The sequence below is a fragment of the Aeromonas sp. s10 genome (assembly GCF_040907975.1).
Taxonomy (GTDB): Bacteria; Pseudomonadota; Gammaproteobacteria; order Enterobacterales; family Aeromonadaceae; genus Aeromonas; species Aeromonas caviae.
The window spans coordinates 1-14,784 of sequence record NZ_JBFOCV010000020.1; the positions used below are offsets into that span (position 1 = coordinate 1).

The 14,784-nt window shown below is 56.5% G+C and carries 23 protein-coding genes; 14 read left to right on the plus strand and 9 right to left on the minus strand.

The genetic code is table 11. The annotated features are described in order from the left end of the window. Nucleotides 1–133: 133 nt before the first annotated feature. The 3 genes from AB5Y59_RS05115 to AB5Y59_RS05125 are packed head-to-tail and all read right to left on the minus strand — an operon-like array spanning nucleotide 134 to nucleotide 2,105. Nucleotides 134–607, minus strand: coding sequence for a DMT family transporter (locus tag AB5Y59_RS05115; protein ID WP_368211586.1), 474 nt, complete (start codon nucleotides 605–607; stop codon nucleotides 134–136). Between the two features lie 14 nt (nucleotides 608–621). Beyond that, nucleotides 622–1,317 carry an amidohydrolase family protein gene (locus AB5Y59_RS05120; protein WP_368211602.1) on the minus strand — a complete coding sequence of 232 codons (696 nt, stop codon included), beginning with the start codon at nucleotides 1,315–1,317 and terminating at the stop codon, nucleotides 622–624. Further along, a complete protein-coding gene (locus AB5Y59_RS05125; RefSeq protein WP_368211604.1) occupies nucleotides 1,206–2,105 on the minus strand; it encodes a hypothetical protein in 900 nt (299 codons plus the stop codon). Before AB5Y59_RS05125 ends, AB5Y59_RS05120 begins: the two co-directional genes overlap by 112 nt. 58 nt (nucleotides 2,106–2,163) lie before the next feature. Here AB5Y59_RS05125 and AB5Y59_RS05130 point away from each other — a divergent pair, with 58 nt between their 5' ends. Beyond that, the gene (locus AB5Y59_RS05130) at nucleotides 2,164–3,069 is read left to right on the plus strand and encodes a LysR family transcriptional regulator (protein WP_041213122.1); all 906 of its coding nucleotides are present in this window, start codon (nucleotides 2,164–2,166) and stop codon (nucleotides 3,067–3,069) included. A gap of 482 nt (nucleotides 3,070–3,551) precedes the next feature. On the opposite strand, the gene AB5Y59_RS05135 is transcribed toward AB5Y59_RS05130, so the two are convergent. From AB5Y59_RS05135 to AB5Y59_RS05150, 4 genes are all read right to left on the minus strand, one after another. Further along, on the minus strand, nucleotides 3,552–4,610 hold the full coding sequence (locus tag AB5Y59_RS05135; RefSeq protein ID WP_041214945.1) for a tyrosine-type recombinase/integrase: 1,059 nt from the start codon (nucleotides 4,608–4,610) through the stop codon (nucleotides 3,552–3,554). Further along, nucleotides 4,607–5,005: a hypothetical protein gene (locus AB5Y59_RS05140; protein WP_041214944.1), complete on the minus strand. Its 399-nt coding sequence runs from the start codon at nucleotides 5,003–5,005 to the stop codon at nucleotides 4,607–4,609. Before AB5Y59_RS05140 ends, AB5Y59_RS05135 begins: the two co-directional genes overlap by 4 nt. Nucleotides 5,006–5,085: 80 nt before the next feature. Then, the gene (locus AB5Y59_RS05145; protein ID WP_368211589.1) at nucleotides 5,086–5,958 is read right to left on the minus strand and encodes a putative phage abortive infection protein; all 873 of its coding nucleotides are present in this window, start codon (nucleotides 5,956–5,958) and stop codon (nucleotides 5,086–5,088) included. A gap of 51 nt (nucleotides 5,959–6,009) precedes the next feature. After that, the gene (locus AB5Y59_RS05150) at nucleotides 6,010–6,426 is read right to left on the minus strand and encodes a hypothetical protein (RefSeq protein ID WP_368211591.1); all 417 of its coding nucleotides are present in this window, start codon (nucleotides 6,424–6,426) and stop codon (nucleotides 6,010–6,012) included. Between AB5Y59_RS05150 and AB5Y59_RS05155 the strand changes: the two genes are divergently transcribed. Together AB5Y59_RS05155 and AB5Y59_RS05160 are read left to right on the plus strand one after the other, a co-directional pair. Next, nucleotides 6,425–6,640, plus strand: a complete 216-nt coding sequence (locus tag AB5Y59_RS05155; RefSeq protein WP_368211592.1) for a hypothetical protein — start codon at nucleotides 6,425–6,427, stop codon at nucleotides 6,638–6,640. The genes AB5Y59_RS05150 and AB5Y59_RS05155 overlap by 2 nt on opposite strands. 65 nt (nucleotides 6,641–6,705) lie before the next feature. After that, a complete protein-coding gene (locus tag AB5Y59_RS05160; RefSeq protein ID WP_368211593.1) occupies nucleotides 6,706–6,903 on the plus strand; it encodes a hypothetical protein in 198 nt (65 codons plus the stop codon). Here the strand turns inward: AB5Y59_RS05160 and AB5Y59_RS05165 are convergent. Continuing rightward, nucleotides 6,900–7,217: a DUF1889 family protein gene (locus tag AB5Y59_RS05165; RefSeq protein ID WP_368211594.1), complete on the minus strand. Its 318-nt coding sequence runs from the start codon at nucleotides 7,215–7,217 to the stop codon at nucleotides 6,900–6,902. The genes AB5Y59_RS05160 and AB5Y59_RS05165 overlap by 4 nt on opposite strands. Before the next feature lie 45 nt (nucleotides 7,218–7,262). After that, nucleotides 7,263–8,105, minus strand: coding sequence for an XRE family transcriptional regulator (locus tag AB5Y59_RS05170; protein ID WP_232090134.1), 843 nt, complete (start codon nucleotides 8,103–8,105; stop codon nucleotides 7,263–7,265). Between the two features lie 120 nt (nucleotides 8,106–8,225). Between AB5Y59_RS05170 and AB5Y59_RS05175 the strand changes: the two genes are divergently transcribed. The 11 genes from AB5Y59_RS05175 to AB5Y59_RS05225 all read left to right on the plus strand — a co-directional run. Next, nucleotides 8,226–8,417, plus strand: a complete 192-nt coding sequence (locus tag AB5Y59_RS05175) for a Cro/CI family transcriptional regulator (RefSeq protein WP_183149783.1) — start codon at nucleotides 8,226–8,228, stop codon at nucleotides 8,415–8,417. 10 nt (nucleotides 8,418–8,427) lie between these two features. Then, nucleotides 8,428–8,790, plus strand: a complete 363-nt coding sequence (locus AB5Y59_RS05180) for a hypothetical protein (protein ID WP_041214936.1) — start codon at nucleotides 8,428–8,430, stop codon at nucleotides 8,788–8,790. Nucleotides 8,791–8,823: 33 nt separating this feature from the next. Next, the gene (locus AB5Y59_RS05185) at nucleotides 8,824–9,339 is read left to right on the plus strand and encodes a phage regulatory CII family protein (RefSeq protein ID WP_368211595.1); all 516 of its coding nucleotides are present in this window, start codon (nucleotides 8,824–8,826) and stop codon (nucleotides 9,337–9,339) included. Between the two features lie 10 nt (nucleotides 9,340–9,349). Beyond that, nucleotides 9,350–9,574 (plus strand): ogr/Delta-like zinc finger family protein, encoded by a 225-nt coding sequence (locus AB5Y59_RS05190; RefSeq protein ID WP_139737505.1) that lies wholly within the window; start codon nucleotides 9,350–9,352, stop codon nucleotides 9,572–9,574. Beyond that, complete coding sequence (locus tag AB5Y59_RS05195) at nucleotides 9,571–9,792, plus strand: hypothetical protein (protein WP_202044456.1); 222 nt, start codon at nucleotides 9,571–9,573, stop codon at nucleotides 9,790–9,792. The genes AB5Y59_RS05190 and AB5Y59_RS05195 overlap by 4 nt, the downstream gene beginning before the upstream one ends. 15 nt (nucleotides 9,793–9,807) lie before the next feature. Further along, nucleotides 9,808–10,251: a hypothetical protein gene (locus tag AB5Y59_RS05200; protein ID WP_368211596.1), complete on the plus strand. Its 444-nt coding sequence runs from the start codon at nucleotides 9,808–9,810 to the stop codon at nucleotides 10,249–10,251. A 243-nt stretch (nucleotides 10,252–10,494) separates the two neighbouring features. Continuing rightward, nucleotides 10,495–10,812, plus strand: coding sequence for a hypothetical protein (locus AB5Y59_RS05205; RefSeq protein ID WP_319916698.1), 318 nt, complete (start codon nucleotides 10,495–10,497; stop codon nucleotides 10,810–10,812). After that, nucleotides 10,809–11,030 (plus strand): hypothetical protein, encoded by a 222-nt coding sequence (locus AB5Y59_RS05210; RefSeq protein ID WP_139392791.1) that lies wholly within the window; start codon nucleotides 10,809–10,811, stop codon nucleotides 11,028–11,030. The genes AB5Y59_RS05205 and AB5Y59_RS05210 overlap by 4 nt, the downstream gene beginning before the upstream one ends. 68 nt (nucleotides 11,031–11,098) lie before the next feature. Continuing rightward, complete coding sequence (locus AB5Y59_RS05215; RefSeq protein ID WP_368211598.1) at nucleotides 11,099–11,470, plus strand: hypothetical protein; 372 nt, start codon at nucleotides 11,099–11,101, stop codon at nucleotides 11,468–11,470. Continuing rightward, complete coding sequence (locus AB5Y59_RS05220) at nucleotides 11,467–12,474, plus strand: phosphoadenosine phosphosulfate reductase family protein (RefSeq protein WP_368211599.1); 1,008 nt, start codon at nucleotides 11,467–11,469, stop codon at nucleotides 12,472–12,474. The genes AB5Y59_RS05215 and AB5Y59_RS05220 overlap by 4 nt, the downstream gene beginning before the upstream one ends. After that, the coding region (locus AB5Y59_RS05225) for a replication endonuclease (RefSeq protein WP_368211601.1) at nucleotides 12,471–14,784 on the plus strand (2,314 nt) is incomplete at its 3' end. The genes AB5Y59_RS05220 and AB5Y59_RS05225, both read left to right, overlap by 4 nt.

A 14,784-nucleotide genomic window follows, 5' to 3' on the forward strand; every position in this document is an offset into this window, starting at 1 on the left:
GACCAGGTCAGGCGAGCCTCTTTGTGTCCCCCTATTCAGGTCATGGAACTGAGCCGGGATGCAAACCCCATCAGCAGAACGCCTGCCCCTGGGCAGACGTTCGTGAAGGTCAAAACATCAGAAGGCCGCTTCATCAGTGCATAAGGCGCTCAGCTAACCGATCACCGAACAACATGATGACGAGCCCGGTCAGCATGACCAACATTCCACCCAGCTTTATCAAAGATACCGGACGCTGGATGGTGCCAAGCAGACCAAAATGGTCGATGACCTGGGATGAGAGCAACTGTCCGACGATGGCCAACCCAAGCAGGGCTGAAAACCCGATTTTCGGTGCGAGCACGATGTAGCTGAACAGCGCGCAAGCTCCGATCAGGCCGCCAGCCAGACTCCACAGAGGCTGTGATGGAATGGCCGCAAGCGAGGTGAATAATCCGCCACGCAGCAGCGAGAAGACCCCGAGGCTGAATGCACCGGCCGCGAAGGAGAACAATGCGGCGGTGACCGAATCGCCCCCGAGTCCTCGTGCCAGCTGGCTATTCAGAGTTGTCTGCAGCGTGATCCCGAGACCTGCGGCAAAAGCGATGACGTAATACAGCGTGCTCATGGGTTGCATACCTGTCAGTGTGCCTGTGCCAGCGGCAGGAAGGCGTCAGCAAAAATGTCAGGCTCATACCCGGCGGCGGCAAACAGATGCTCACGGGACTCATCAATGGCGGCGCGAAGGCGCGTGCTGTCTACGCCCAGCACCTTGCCATGCTGCTTGACGATGCGCCCGCCAATAATGACGGTATCAATGTTGCTGCGCTCTGTCGCATGCACCACGGTGCCAAAGGCATTGCCGGACGGGTAGAGGTTGATATCGCCAACATTGATCAGAATGAGATCCGCCTGTTTTCCTGGCGTCAGGCTCCCTACCTTGTCCAGCAGCCCTGCACAGGCAGCACCATCGACAGTCGCCGATTTGAGAAGTTGGGCAGCCGGCAGCGTGGTCAGCGAGTGGTCGGAGCCGCAGCAGTGCTGCTGATGCATGCCCATCACCCGTTGCAGGTAAAATGCCACGCGCATTTCCATAAACATATCAGTGCTGTAAGAGGTTTCATTGTCGACGCTGAGGCCAGGGTTGATGCCATGACGCTGCGCCGCCTGGATGGCAAACATACCGTCCTCGATGCCATAGTGCGCATCGGAGCGCGGGCAGACATTCACCCGGACACCGGCTTCTCGCAGGATCTTCCATCCCTCATCTGGCAGTGACGTACAGTGATTGAAAATATTGTCCGGGCCGAGCAGACCGCGCCGATGCAGTGACTCCAGCTCAGACGCCATAAAAGAACCAAAGAATTCAGTGACGATCGGCAGTCCCAGCCTGCGAGCCTCGGCCCACAATGCAGGCTCCAGCTGGGCCATGACAGCAAGGGAAACCAGGCTCTCTGGGTTGTCCTTGAAATATTTCTCTTGCAGGCGTTGCCAGTTACCCGGCCAATGAGCCTTGTCCCATTCCCCCGATACCGGTGCGCCGGAGGCGTGTATGGCACGGACCCTGCATCCAGCAGGGCCTCGACGGCGGCGTCCGAATGGGCTGCGGTGCGGCTGTTATGGGAATTGTCAATGACGGTGGTGATGCCTGCATCAATGCAGCCCAGTGCCGTCAGCAGGTTGCCGATATACATATCGGCAGGGCGATAGTACTTGGCGAAAGAGAAGTGCGTGGCGTTGCTGTAGTCTTCCAGACAAGTGGCATTCGGATTGATGCGGCGCAGTTGTCCCTCCCAGGAGTGGCGATGAGAATCCACCATCCCCGGCATGGCGATCATGTTCGTAGCATTGATGATACGGGCACCATTCGCCTCCAGATTCTCGCCTATGGCCGTAATGGTTGATCCACTGATCAGAATGTCTCCACGTTCAATGTTACCCACGCTCTCATCCATGCTGAGGATCGTGGCCCCCTTGATCAAGATTGAATCAGGTATTACATCTTGATTATTAACAATATTTCTAACGTATCCGGTCATTTCAAGAGCCTCTTTTCTAGCCAATGGCAAAAAGATACGGCACTCTATTACCCTGAAAAAGATGACCAAACTGTTTTCATAATTCATGATTTTCGAATAATCATGGGAACTATCGGTAGAGTTATCGTCTCAAGGGAGAAGGGCTGTGGATCGTATTCAGGCTATGCAGATCTTTATGCGGGTTGCTGAGACCGGAAGCTTCGTGCAGGCAGCAGAGACCCTCTCACTGCCTTCCTCGACAGTCAGCAGTACGATTAAAAACCTCGAAAAATACCTGCAGGTGCGCCTGCTGAACAGAACAACGAGGCGGGTGAACCTCACCCCTGAAGGCCTGCAGTATCTTGGCCAGTGCAGGGAAATACTCTCATTGATTGAACATGCCGAGTCCAGCCTGACGGAGGCTATCAAGCGGCCACAGGGGCGTTTGCGGGTTGATATGCCGAGCGGGATAGCACATTCCATCGTCATGCCGAATCTCAGAGACTTTCACCAACGTTATCCAGATATCTACCTGATGATAGGTGTGAGTGACCGGCAGGTTGATCTTGTTCAGGAAGGTGTGGACTGCGTGATCAGAACAGGAGAGCTGAATAACTCCACCCTTGTTGCTCGTCCCCTTGGCCGGTTTCGGTGGGTAACCTGCGCCTCGCCTGAATACCTTCACGAAAACGGTGTTCCCCAGTCCCCTGAAGAACTGTCTGTGCACCAGGCGGTCCACTACTTTTCGGGCCTCGCCAGGCATGCAAACGAAATGCGCTTTGTCCGCGGTAAAGAGACTCTATCGGTTACTGTGAGCGGCACCGCAGCCGTCAATGACACGGGGCTTTATATCAAGATGTGCCTCGATGGCTTTGGCCTCATCCAGCTTGCCGAGAATGTTGTACTGGAGCACCTGCAGGCAGGAAGGCTTATCGAGGTGCTAGCAGATTGGCAACCGCCATCGGTGCCAGTCACATTGCTTTATCCCCATCAGCGTTTTCTGTCTCCTGCCGTGCGTGCATTTGCTGACTGGATTGCCGAACTTGTCCACAAGACCAGCCCGGGAAAATGAATACAACCATAGGATTCAAATCTGTTTGCTGGCCAACGAAACGCGAGGCCCAGGCGCCATAACAAGCCGCGCTAGCTTCAGTACCAAAGACCATCCCTAGACAACCTCGGCGCAGTGTCAAGACACATCTGCTTGCCTATGTCGGAGCACTCAGCCAGCCGATTACAGCAAATCACAGGGAGCAACAAGTCACCTGGACAGGAAATGGCCAATTCAGCAAAAGTGGGAAAGACATTCTGGGGGGGGGGTAAAACAAAAACGACGCAATGAAGCGTCGTATCTGTTTAATCTGTAAGGCTTTTTCTTCAATTTTAATGGTGCCGAGGCCGGAATCGAACCGGCACGACGCGAACGTCGAGGGATTTTAAATGCCTGCACCCAGCCTTTAAAATCAAATAGTTAAATAAATACAGTCACTTAGGCGCACGCCATTATGCGGAAAAATGCGGTGTTCTGCGAGCTGTGTGGATCAAATGTGGACACTACCGCAGCTTGTTCACTGTCAACGGATTGAGCCGCAACGCATCTTCCAAGTGGTCCGGGGCAAAGTGGGCATAGCGCATCGTCATGGTGATGGTCGAGTGCCCGAGTATCTTTTGCAACACCAAAATGTTCCCCCCGTTCATCATAAAATGGCTGGCAAAGGTGTGCCGCAGCACGTGGGTACTCTGCCCCGCCGGTAGCTGAATGCCTGCCTTGTTGATGGCCGATTCAAAGTGGTGGTAACACTCGCTGAACAGCTTGCCCCGGCGTTTGGGGATGATGTCGATCAGCTCCTGGTGAATGGGCACGGTTCGGCGCTTGCCGCCCTTGGTGTGGGTGAAGGTCAACCGGTTCTGTGACACCTGTGACTGGGTCAGATCCTGGATTTCCCCCCAACGCGCCCCAGTCGCCAAGCAGAGCCGCACCACAATGCCGAGATCGGGATTGCTGGCCGTGTCACAAGCATCGAGCAGCGCCTTGATCTCGTCAGGGTATAGAAACGCCAGCTCGGATTCTGTGACCCGGTAAAGCCTCATCCCGGCCAGCGGGTTCTCTGCCGTCCACTCTCCCAGCCGCTTGAGCTCATTGAACACGGCCCGCAGGTAAGCGTGATCGCGGTTCACCGTCGATGCGCTCACCCCCTTCCCCTCTTGCGTTGCCGCCCGCCGATCGCTCACAGCACCAGAAAGGCGGGCCTCCCGATACTTGGCAAAGTCATTGCCGGTAAATTCGCTGGCCAGCGGATTGCCCAGGCTCTCGCAGATCAGCAACAGCTTGGAGCGCCGCTGCTCGCCATCACGCAGGCTCTGACCATGCAGGCCATACCAACGCTCGACCAAATCAGACAAGCGCCGGGTATCTGTCACCGGTTCGGCGGCCTGCTCATCATCACCTAGCCAAGGCTTTTCGGCGAACTGCTCAAGCTGCCACAGCTCCCAGGCAGCCGCCTCGCCTTTGGTGGCAAATCGCTTGCGCCTGCGCGGACCATTGCGACCACCTGGGCGTATATCGGCAAGCCAGGGTAGCGGCTTGCCGTCATCGAGTTTGCGGACGGTCATAGTCCCATTTGTTCTTTCAGCAGACTTTTCCCCATTTCAAACTCAAAGGCATTGGAGTCAACAGCAAGTAAGATAGCTGGCCTGATATAAGTGGTATAGGCGAAGGAAAATGGTCCCTGCCAAGGATAATCTACCTCGTCCATTCCCCTTCTGCGCCGCTCTTCATTGGCAATATCGTGGATATCCCCTACTTCCAATCCATCCAACCCCATATTCGAGCGTACTGGCAGCATATCCAAATCCGATAGATACACCTTCATCTGTTCCTCAGACATATAAAAAGTCTGCCAGATGATAGAGCTCTGTACGGAATGAGACGTTTCTCCGTCGATTTCAAAATCCCAAAATGATAGAAACGTACTCATCACAATATAAATCATAATCAACGCTGGCATTATCCCTCCAAAAACCCATATATAATTAACTAAAAAATCCCACCAAGATAGACATTCACCACCAAGCTAAAAAATCAACTTCACTTAAGAATCATTAAAACCTCCTCACGTTGATTCCCATATGCACAAATTTCATAGCCTTTTATAACTTCTTCAACCAACTTACTGCCATTCAACATTTCAACGAACAGTTTTATTGATATACATTCGAGAAGACTATATACCTCAACAAATCGTTTTGCATTCTCACCCCCATACTTGCTCGAAGAATGCATGGATAACAATATCAATTCATATGTTGATAACTGAGCACGAAGTATCTCTATATATTTCACCTTTTGTTCTTCATGCAGTGCTGAGTTCACAACGAGCTCAAATAACTGATACATGACCCTATTGTAGTGTCCTATTTTATCCTCAGCCGCAATATAATATGCTTCGTAAATTGAGATACAATCAAGTCCAGCCATATCACTTCTATATTGATAATCCGCCATGTCCTCGCATAACTGACGAAAACATCGCCTTCCGGTAATAATGTTACCGCCAAGCCCTGGAATGGCCATGGATTCAACAATGTCATTAAACAGCTTCAACATATTAAAAAATGTGTTTTCGAAGACTTGTAGCTTCAGTGCGGTTGTCTGTGCTTCAAATTGCTCACCTTGATACTTCATTTCATATCTGGTTGCCTCCAGCTCCTCTCTCGTTGCTTTCAACTCCTCCCTCTGGAAGTAAATTGATGCAATAATTCCGGTGAAGGCCAATGCTGAAAAAAGAGTATTTAATGCACCATAGGAATCACCAAAAACTCCCATCTCTAACAGCTTGACATTATCAAAAGAGTCTTTATACCAATAACTCCAGAATGGATAAAAGTACCACACTACAAGTACAACCACTAAAATAAAAATGATGAAATACCAGCCATTTTTATTGTCACTTTTCGACATTTGTTCTCCAACCATACGTTTATTTTTATATTACTAACTGTAATTACAAACCTATAGCAATAATCTCACCCCAAACGACAGAGCCTCGGAAGCCAGCGACTTAACTAAATCAGCACCATGGTGACTTGCCGCCTCTTGAAGACGCTCGCCCAAGCTACCTTGCAAACTGTCGGGCACAGCTTTCAACGTTTCCAACCCCTTGGCTGAGAGTACGGCATCGCCGATACCCTCATTGAAGTATTCCTTGCCATTGATATAGCCTGCATTAAGCAACCACGCATAAGTAGCAAAAGCAAACTCAGCCTCCGGAGTCAGCTCTGCTCCTGTGAATTCGTCTTCCACATACACTTTGTCTTCACCAATCAGTGTACCGACACTAAGGTAGGCTGGCATCGGAAAGCGGTTATAGAGGTATGCGAACGTCTTACCGACCATCAAATCAAACTGTTCAATGTTGGTGCTTGCCATGAAAACTCCCTTTCAAGAGAACAAGGAAAAGGCCGAGACCATTCACAACCTGGCCCGGACGATTCGGATGCAGATCGAGGGTGAAATGGATCGGATTAACGCCCGAGCCTATTGGGAAACCACGCTTCCCACCCTGAATCTGGATTACCTTGCCGAAGCGTTGAGCTGGTCACTGCCTAATGCGTTACGTGATGCTGACCAGCGAAAGAAGTAACGGGGTAACCTATGCACACTCTAAAAACCATACGTAATCAGCAGGCCGAGAAATGCAGGGTCGGTTTGAACCACAAACTGTTCAGTGCCGCCTCGGACTATTTCTGTTCGCTCGACCATCCTGAATGGAACGCGCTCTACAATGCGACCCCTGATGATTACCATCACGACCTTATGCTCATCCTCAAAAGATGGTGCGACCATGAGGAAAACAAGATGCTCGCTCGCTTTGATCGACGGGTGGTGAACGGTGGCCCCCTTTAGAGGTCAATCCGGGTCAAAAGGTCAGAGACCGTCCGTTCACCCCATCCAGTTTTATGGGAAATCTGCACTCTGCCACCTTGATCTATTTTCCCAGCCAATTCAGCCAAGGATTTAGCGTGCTTTTCACTCCAGCCTTGGCGTTTAGCAATTTTCAAGACAGCATCATGCCCACAAGAAACCCCGCGCTGATGAAGCGCCTTGAACAATTCCTTAGCCATTGAGCCATCAGCTGGGTGCACGATACCTGTTGCAACGTTCACCATTACTGAGAGTTTTTCTATCGCTTGCTCAAGCACATCCTTTGAATGCGGCATTACAACTCCTACTGAAGTCGGATACAAAAAGGGCGCATCAGCGCCCTATCGTTTTCTGAAAATCCGGTGTTCTACCATCACGCCGATGATTTCGATGTGCTGCCGGTCGGAGTGCATGGTGGGGAAATCGTCGTTGAGGGGTACCAGTTCGAAGACCTCTTGCCCGTTCTCGTCGATGCCACGGGGGCGGTACTTCTTGAAGGTGGCCTCTTCGCTGCCGTTCTTGGCGACCACATAGTCACCCGGCCGTGGTTGTTCATCGGGGTCGATGATGACCAGGTCCCCTTCGTTGAACATCGGGGTCATGGAATTGCCTCGCAGCCAGAGACCAAATCCGCGAGGGCCAATATCGATACTGGCAGACACATACTCGACATTGCCATCAAACCCGCTGGCCTGTTCACACATCTCACGCCAGTTGCCCGCCTGGACATAACTCAGAATCGGCACTCGCCGTCCAACTGGGATCTCTGCAAGTTCGACGTTACTAAATTTCACATCATTTTCATTTAGCACAGAAGCCGTCTTACTCAATGGCACGGCAGACAAGGCAATAAGGTTCTTGCTCTTCGCCCATTCTTCAAAAAGCTTATTCACATATTCCGAAACATTCCGTTCCGAAAAATCATTGGAACTGTCAACCCCAGCAGTTGGATGAGCCTCATCTGCCAAGACAACTGAAGGGTCTGGGGAGCCCTTCCCTGTTGCTAGCCAGTGCGCAGAGACTCCTAACGCTTTCGCAAGAGCCACGAGATTATCACCACTTGGTGCGTACTCGCCCTGCTCCCATTGCGAAATGGATGCCTTATTGACGCCAACTAACTCACCCAACTTTTGTTGGGTAAGGCCATGTTTTTTCCGAAGTTCTTTGATGCGTTCGCTTTTCATGGTTAAGGAATATAAACCATATCATGTTGTGAATGCTTGACATCAGAAGTTGTGAAGACTTAACCTTGCCGTGTTTGGAAATCACAACAAGTTAAGCTTTCAAAACAGAGAGATGTAACTATGACAACAAGCCATGCCGTCAAATATTTCGGCTCAAAAGCGGCCCTTGCTAGAGCACTAGGTATTAACAAGGGGGCCGTATCTCAGTGGGGCGAGACCATTCCCCAAGGCCGTGCCTACCAAATCGAAGTGCTGACCGGTGGCCAGTTGAAAGCCAACCCGGCGGCACCTTCTGCCCGCCCGGCGCAGTAAGGAGATCGCCATGACGATGGAAAGTCATCCTGTCGAGCCCATCACCGAGGTACTGCGTGAGCTGGCGGCCATCAAGCAAGGGCTGGCCTTGCAAGCACTGCCGGCCATTCCGCTCGATGCCTTTTTGGACATGCTGCTCGACGTCTACAAGTTCAAGCTCCCCAAGCGCACCGCCCAGGACATGATTGCCGATGGCCGTATTCCCATCATTCCCAAGCTGCGCGCCGGCGATCAGCCCTGGGTCAATCTGGTGCGCTGGCGCGAGATGGCCAGCGAGCCGGAGCAGTATTTCAAGCTGGTCAATGAGAACTCCGGGCGGCGGCTGGCAAGCCGTGCGCTGACCAAGAAGCCCACATCCCGCTCTGTGGCTTGATCCCACAGTAGCGACTGCGAACAGGAGCCGAAAGTGTCTAACTGTCAACAAAACCTACACCGCCACTTCGCCAGCGCCTGCGACCGCTTCAAGCAGGTGCACAACCTGACCGACCTGGCCGCGCAGATCGGCATGAGCGCCGATGTGCTGCGCAACAAGTTCAACCCGGCGCAGGCGCGGCACAAGTTGACGGCAACTGACCTTATCGACCTCTACCGCGTCACCGGTGACGACACCCTGTTCGACGGGCTGCTGTTTGATTGCCAACTGACGGCCGTGCGCTTGCCGGCGGCGGCGACCACCGCACCAGAAGCGCGCGCCCAGCAGGCACTCAATGCGGGGGCCCAGATCCTGGGCGTCACCGCTCAGGCGACCACGCTGCTTGCCGGTGACCGCGTCACCAAATCCAACCGAAACACCGTCGTCTCCGGCATCTGGGCTGGCATCGAGCACCTGGTGCTGCTGGCTACCGAGGTCGAAGACCGCTTTCACGCCGTCCCTGGTCTTGCGTGTGCTGCCGACATGGCCCGCGCAGCCCTCGGCGCATAGGAGACCAGACATGAGATTGATTTGCCCCCACTGCGGATCTCGCGCCAGCACCCGCACCTCCACCCGGATGAGCCCGCTGTGCGGCATTGCCACTTACCAGTGCAGCAATGTGGAGTGCGGCCACACCTTCAAGGCGGGGTTCGAGATCATCGCGACCATCAGCCCCAGTGCCATGCCCAACCCGGCCATTGTGCTGCCCATGGTCCCGCGCAGAGCGAAGGCGGTGGCCCCATGAGCAAACTTCGCGCCGAGCAGACGGGCCTGATCCCGCTGCCGTTCTTGCTGTTCACCCGCGCCACGGTCGTCACCAACGGCGACGAGCCGGTAATGCGCAACACCACCCGCTTTGACGGCAGTTATCTGGAAGACCAGCGCGGCCGCCGTGGCGCACTGCGCTTCCAGCCCGCTTGCCAGCCACACCGCCACTGGCTGGTCAGGCTGCTGCAGGCATAACCGGAGGGCCACCCCATGAACACCGCACAGGTAATCGGGTTCACTCAACCACCCAGCGCCGCAGAGGTGGCGCTGGCCGAGATGCGCGCCCAGTTCGGCCGCAATGGGGCGGCCAGCCGCTGGTCACGCCTGCCGACCCGGGCCCGCGCCGTCATATGTTACGCCGCCGGGTTATCGACCACCTATGGCACCCGCGAGCTGGGCCAGTTCGATTTTGACCAGCAAGAGGCGATCCGCCTCGCCCTGGGGGAGTTGCTCGCCACCCTGCACGAGTTTGATGGCGGCGTGCTGCACCGCCGCGAGTGGCACCGCACCACCCGCCGCATTGAGGGACCGACCCGCAGCGAGCAGGAACAGGCAGAGCTTGAGAACAAGCGCCGGGCCGAGCTCAACGAGCAGGCCAGCGTATTGGAAAACCGCAGAGCGGTTTTGCAGAAGGTGGCCGGAAACGGCCAATAAAAAACCCCGCTATCGGTGTTGGCGCACCAGCGGGGTTTCCATCAGCAACTGAGGTAACTGATATGCGCAATGTAGCGATTTCGAACGCACTACGCAATGTGAAGGAGTGCCATTGGCATCTGGCCAGACTGGCACGGCGCCGCAATATGACTCGCTCCGACGACATCGCGGCACAGCACCATGCCGCCAATGCACATGCCTGGCGCTCGCTCTGGCTGAATCTGAACACCAAAGGGGGCCGACATGCATGATGACCTGTTCGAACTGGAGCCGCCGGTCGACGAGCTGGGTGGCGCCGAATCTGGACCCGCCCATATGCAGCCGCCAGCACCGGTCAGCCCACTGACCAAGCACTGGGAAGCAGCGCAGGAGGAGTTCAACACCTCGGGCAGTGATGCCCGCCGAAACCGCAACATCGCCCAGGAGCTGCTGGCACTTGGCGCCATCCGCGCAGTTTATTGGCTGGCGCTGGGTGGCGGTGAAGTCGCGCTGGCCACAGAGATCGCCGAGTGGTGGGCCGAGTGCGAGCCACTCCATGGACTGGGGGAGACCATCAAATGAGCCACCAACAGCAGATCGACCAGTGGGTCGACAAAATGCTGAACGCCGAGGCGCGCCTGCACGGCCTGCAGCTTGACCTAGTCGAGCTGCGCGCAGATGGTCCCCATGGCCAGCGCACGCCGGCCAGAACCCATCTGACCTTGTGCCGCCAAGCTCGTCAGGCTGCCCGTCAGGCATCGAGCAATATCCAGTCTCTCTACACCGGAGGCGCCATCTAATGACTCACCAGAAACCAGCCGGGCTTGCCCCGGCTTTGGGCGTCGTGCGCCCTGCAAACAGCCATATCGTGACGCTTGAGCCATGCACCAAGTGCCGCCAGATGGCGGTTTGTCTACCGGTAGCGGGCCGACACGGTCGCCGCTCTTACCCCTACTGTGTCGAAACCTGCTGGCCACTGGCCCGCGCCGCCAGTGAAACCGTGCTGAAGACCGTCCCGGCCAACGCCCGCCCCTCGATGCGCTGCAGTTGCTGCGGCGAGTTCAGCCATGTGCGCCCGGTCATCCTGGGCGGTAACCGGCTCACCAGCCTGTTTTTCTGCGAGGCCACCTGCTGGTCTGATCGGCTCGCCACCCTGGACATGGTACCGACCTGCTCCACCTGCGGCCGCTACCTGCAACCCAACGAGTATGTGAACGGCAAGTGCGGGGTGTGTAAATGAACCACAACATTATTTCTGTTTCCGGCGGCAAAGACTCCACTGCCACTCTTCTGCTGGCAATCGAGCGGAACGTCGAGAACCTGCAAGCAGTTTTCTGCGATACCGGTCATGAGCACCCAGAAGTCTATGCCTACCTGAACTATTTAGAGATACGGCTAGGCATTGCCATTCGAAGGATCAAGCCGGATTTTTCTATTCAGCTCGGGAGGAAACTGGTCACTGTGATGACGAAGTGGCGCTCTGAAGGAGTGCCAGCGGAGTTCATCAAACGAGCCAGTGAAGTCCTGACCCCAACAGGGATACCATTCCTTGACCTTTGCCTACTCAAAGGGCGCTTCCCCAGCGCCATGGCTCGGTTCTGCACCGAAGAACTGAAGCGCAACCCAATGCAACAGCAAGTGCTATTCCCTCTGCTGGAAGACCATGAAACAGATGAGGTATGGAGCTGGCAAGGTGTGCGCGCAGATGAGTCAACATCGCGCTCAAAACTGCCTGAGAAAGATGAGGTGCGTGATGGCCTGATCAACTACCGCCCGATCCTTACCTGGACTGCGCAGGATGTTTTCGAGTTTCACCGCAAGCATGGTGTGAAATGGAACCCCCTCTATGAGCAGGGCTTGAGCCGTGTTGGCTGCATGCCTTGCATCATGTGCCGGAAAGACGAGCTGCGTGAAATTGCTAACCGCTGGCCGGAAGAGATCGAGCGCGTCGCAGAGTGGGAACGACTGGTGAGCATGGCCAGCAAGCGCGGGGCATCCAGCTTCTATGGCCCGCGTGTCGCGGGTGGCAGTCAGTCAGTCGAGATGATGACGCATGAAGAGGCTCAGGATCTGCTGAACATCAATCGAGTGGTTGACTGGTCGATGACTGGCAGGGGTGGAAAGACGTTTGATATGTTCGCCCGCCTTGCTCCTGACGTTGGTTGCTCCAGCGCTTATGGACTTTGCGACAACCCAGTTGTTGATCGTAGCGGTACTGACACCCGACAAGGGGATGTCGCATGATCGACTCCATCACCAACCTGCACGGCATCCAGCTCCCACAGCACTACCTGGTCGGGCACCACGCCATCAATATGGCCGGGGCGGCCGAGCAACTTGCCCGCATCGAGTGGCACGTTGCCAAGCCGCTGGCCGCGACCTTCCTGCGCCGCTACCCGGCCAACTCCAAGACCGCCAACATCTGGCTGCGCCGCATGGTCGATACCTGCGCCGCCGCACAGAGCCGGTTCCCGGTACCGGTGATCGACCTGCGCAACGATGTGCGCCGCGAGCTGGTTGCCGCCGAGTGGGCCCGTCGCTGCCAGCAACTGCTGGCGGCGGCGGGCCATGAGCGCACCGCCACGGAGCTGCTGGCCGATATCGGGGCCCAGGCCAAGGCGTGGCACTTCTGCCCCACCCTGCCGGTTCACCCACGCACCAAGGTGGAGCGCCTGTTGGGTCGCCCCCTGAGCCAAGAAGAGCGGGACGACCTGGCCGACGAGGTGGACAAGTTCGAAGGGGCCGCCGCCAGCCTGCTGGTGCGCCTGCTCGACGAGTCGTGGTGGCTGCGCAAGATCAACCGCGCCTGGGCCATCTACTGCGAGCTGATTGCCATCCTCACCGGCCAGGTGCGCAAGGGGGTCAGCCCCTACGCCAGTGCGCACGCAGTGCGTGAGTTCACCCAGCGTAAAGCAGCCCAGCAAGCCTGGATGGCAGGCATGAGCGCCGTCAATGAGGAGCTGGGGCAAGAGATTGACCTGGTTGATGCGGTGATGGGCTCGGTCGCCAACCCCGAGATCCGCCGTCATGAGCTGATGGTGCGCATGCGCGGCTTTGAGGACATGGCGCAGGATCAGGGCAAGTTGGGTCTGTTCCTGACCCTGACTGCCCCCTCCAGCTATCACGCCTGGCGCCAGGGCAGCAAAGACAAGGCGAAGACCTACCAGAACGAGAAGTTCAACGGCGCCTGCCCGACCGAGACCAACCGCCTGCTGTGCAAACAGTGGGCCCGCTTTCGGGCCGCCTTGGCCCGCGAGGGGATCATGGCCTTCGGTTTTCGGGTGGTGGAGCCGCACCACGACGGAACCCCACACTGGCATTGCCTGCTGTTTATCAACCCCGAGCACCAACGCGACTTTCTGACCCTGCTCGCCTACCACTTCACCGCCGCCGAACGGGCCGAGCTCAAGATGCCCAACGGCGACCAGCTCGATGCGCTGGCCGAGATGAAAATCCGCAACAAGATGCCGCGCATCAAGTGGCTGCTCGATGTGAACAGCCCGGCGGTGGTCAAGGCCATCAACCCACGGGTGAACTGGAAGGAGATCGACCCGACCAAGGGCAGCGCCACCGGGTATATCGCCAAATACATCGCCAAGAACATCGACGGCCACAAGGTCGGGATGGACTACGAGGCAGAGGCACCGGTCGACCACACCACCATCGCGGTGGCGGCCTGGGCGAGCTGCTGGCGTATCCGCCAGTTTCAGCAGATTGGCGGCCCTGCTGTGAGCGTGTGGCGCGAGCTGCGCCGACTGGGTGACGAGGTGATCGAGTGGGATTGCATTTTGGAAGCCGCCCGCACCGCAGCCGACAACAACCGCTGGGGCGACTTTATCGACGCCATGGGCGGCATTGACCTGCCCCGCAAAGAGCACCTGATCCGCCTCTCCAAGCGCCTCGATGAAGCCGCCAACAAGTATGGCGAGGATGTGCTGCGCCTGATGGGGGTGATTACCGACATCGGCCAGACCACCGCCATCACCCGCACCGAGGGTTGGCAGATAGTGCGCAAGGGGGTCAACGGGTCGGGTTTGGGCGAGCAGCGCGAGCCTGCAGTGAGCGAGCGCAGCGAGTTGCCCTCAGGCGGCGGCAGCCGCCCCCCTCGGAGTTCTGTCAATAACTGTACGAAAGGATCCAAATCGGGGGTGAAAGGATCCGCTCTGGCTAAAGAGCTGGGCCGAATGGGTCTTGATGAAAGCAACGCCGCCCTGCTGCTGCACGGCAGCATCATCCACGCCGACGGCCAATATGTGCGACTGGTCGGCGATCGGCTGATTGTGAGCCGCAACTGGCCGGGTGCCGGCGATGCCGTGGCCGACCAGCTGACCGCCGAGGCCGAGGCCGAGCAGGCCAGCAAGCGGGCAGCCAGCAGCGATACGCTGAAACAGCAGGCCCACGAGCTGATGCACTCAGGCGGCAGCGTCACCGAATGGCTGGCCGCCCTGCCGCTGGCGCAGGCCGAAGAGGCGATCGCCATCTTCACCCGCCTGCTGGATGACGAAGAGGACCGGGCCAGTTACCAGCCCACCGAACAGGAGCAGGCCCGCGTCG

Coding starts and splice junctions, on each gene's coding strand:
- AB5Y59_RS05115 (WP_368211586.1), bottom strand. CDS start 607: ATGAGCACGCTGTATTACGTCATCGCTTTTGCCGCAGGTCTCGGGATC.
- AB5Y59_RS05125 (WP_368211604.1), bottom strand. CDS start 2,105: ATGAATTATGAAAACAGTTTGGTCATCTTTTTCAGGGTAATAGAGTGC.
- AB5Y59_RS05135 (WP_041214945.1), bottom strand. CDS start 4,610: ATGACCGTCCGCAAACTCGATGACGGCAAGCCGCTACCCTGGCTTGCC.
- AB5Y59_RS05140 (WP_041214944.1), bottom strand. CDS start 5,005: ATGCCAGCGTTGATTATGATTTATATTGTGATGAGTACGTTTCTATCA.
- AB5Y59_RS05145 (WP_368211589.1), bottom strand. CDS start 5,958: ATGTCGAAAAGTGACAATAAAAATGGCTGGTATTTCATCATTTTTATT.
- AB5Y59_RS05155 (WP_368211592.1), top strand. CDS start 6,425: ATGAAAACTCCCTTTCAAGAGAACAAGGAAAAGGCCGAGACCATTCAC.
- AB5Y59_RS05150 (WP_368211591.1), bottom strand. CDS start 6,426: ATGGCAAGCACCAACATTGAACAGTTTGATTTGATGGTCGGTAAGACG.
- AB5Y59_RS05165 (WP_368211594.1), bottom strand. CDS start 7,217: ATGCCGCATTCAAAGGATGTGCTTGAGCAAGCGATAGAAAAACTCTCA.
- AB5Y59_RS05170 (WP_232090134.1), bottom strand. CDS start 8,105: ATGAAAAGCGAACGCATCAAAGAACTTCGGAAAAAACATGGCCTTACC.
- AB5Y59_RS05175 (WP_183149783.1), top strand. CDS start 8,226: ATGACAACAAGCCATGCCGTCAAATATTTCGGCTCAAAAGCGGCCCTT.
- AB5Y59_RS05180 (WP_041214936.1), top strand. CDS start 8,428: ATGACGATGGAAAGTCATCCTGTCGAGCCCATCACCGAGGTACTGCGT.
- AB5Y59_RS05190 (WP_139737505.1), top strand. CDS start 9,350: ATGAGATTGATTTGCCCCCACTGCGGATCTCGCGCCAGCACCCGCACC.
- AB5Y59_RS05195 (WP_202044456.1), top strand. CDS start 9,571: ATGAGCAAACTTCGCGCCGAGCAGACGGGCCTGATCCCGCTGCCGTTC.
- AB5Y59_RS05200 (WP_368211596.1), top strand. CDS start 9,808: ATGAACACCGCACAGGTAATCGGGTTCACTCAACCACCCAGCGCCGCA.
- AB5Y59_RS05205 (WP_319916698.1), top strand. CDS start 10,495: ATGCATGATGACCTGTTCGAACTGGAGCCGCCGGTCGACGAGCTGGGT.
- AB5Y59_RS05210 (WP_139392791.1), top strand. CDS start 10,809: ATGAGCCACCAACAGCAGATCGACCAGTGGGTCGACAAAATGCTGAAC.
- AB5Y59_RS05220 (WP_368211599.1), top strand. CDS start 11,467: ATGAACCACAACATTATTTCTGTTTCCGGCGGCAAAGACTCCACTGCC.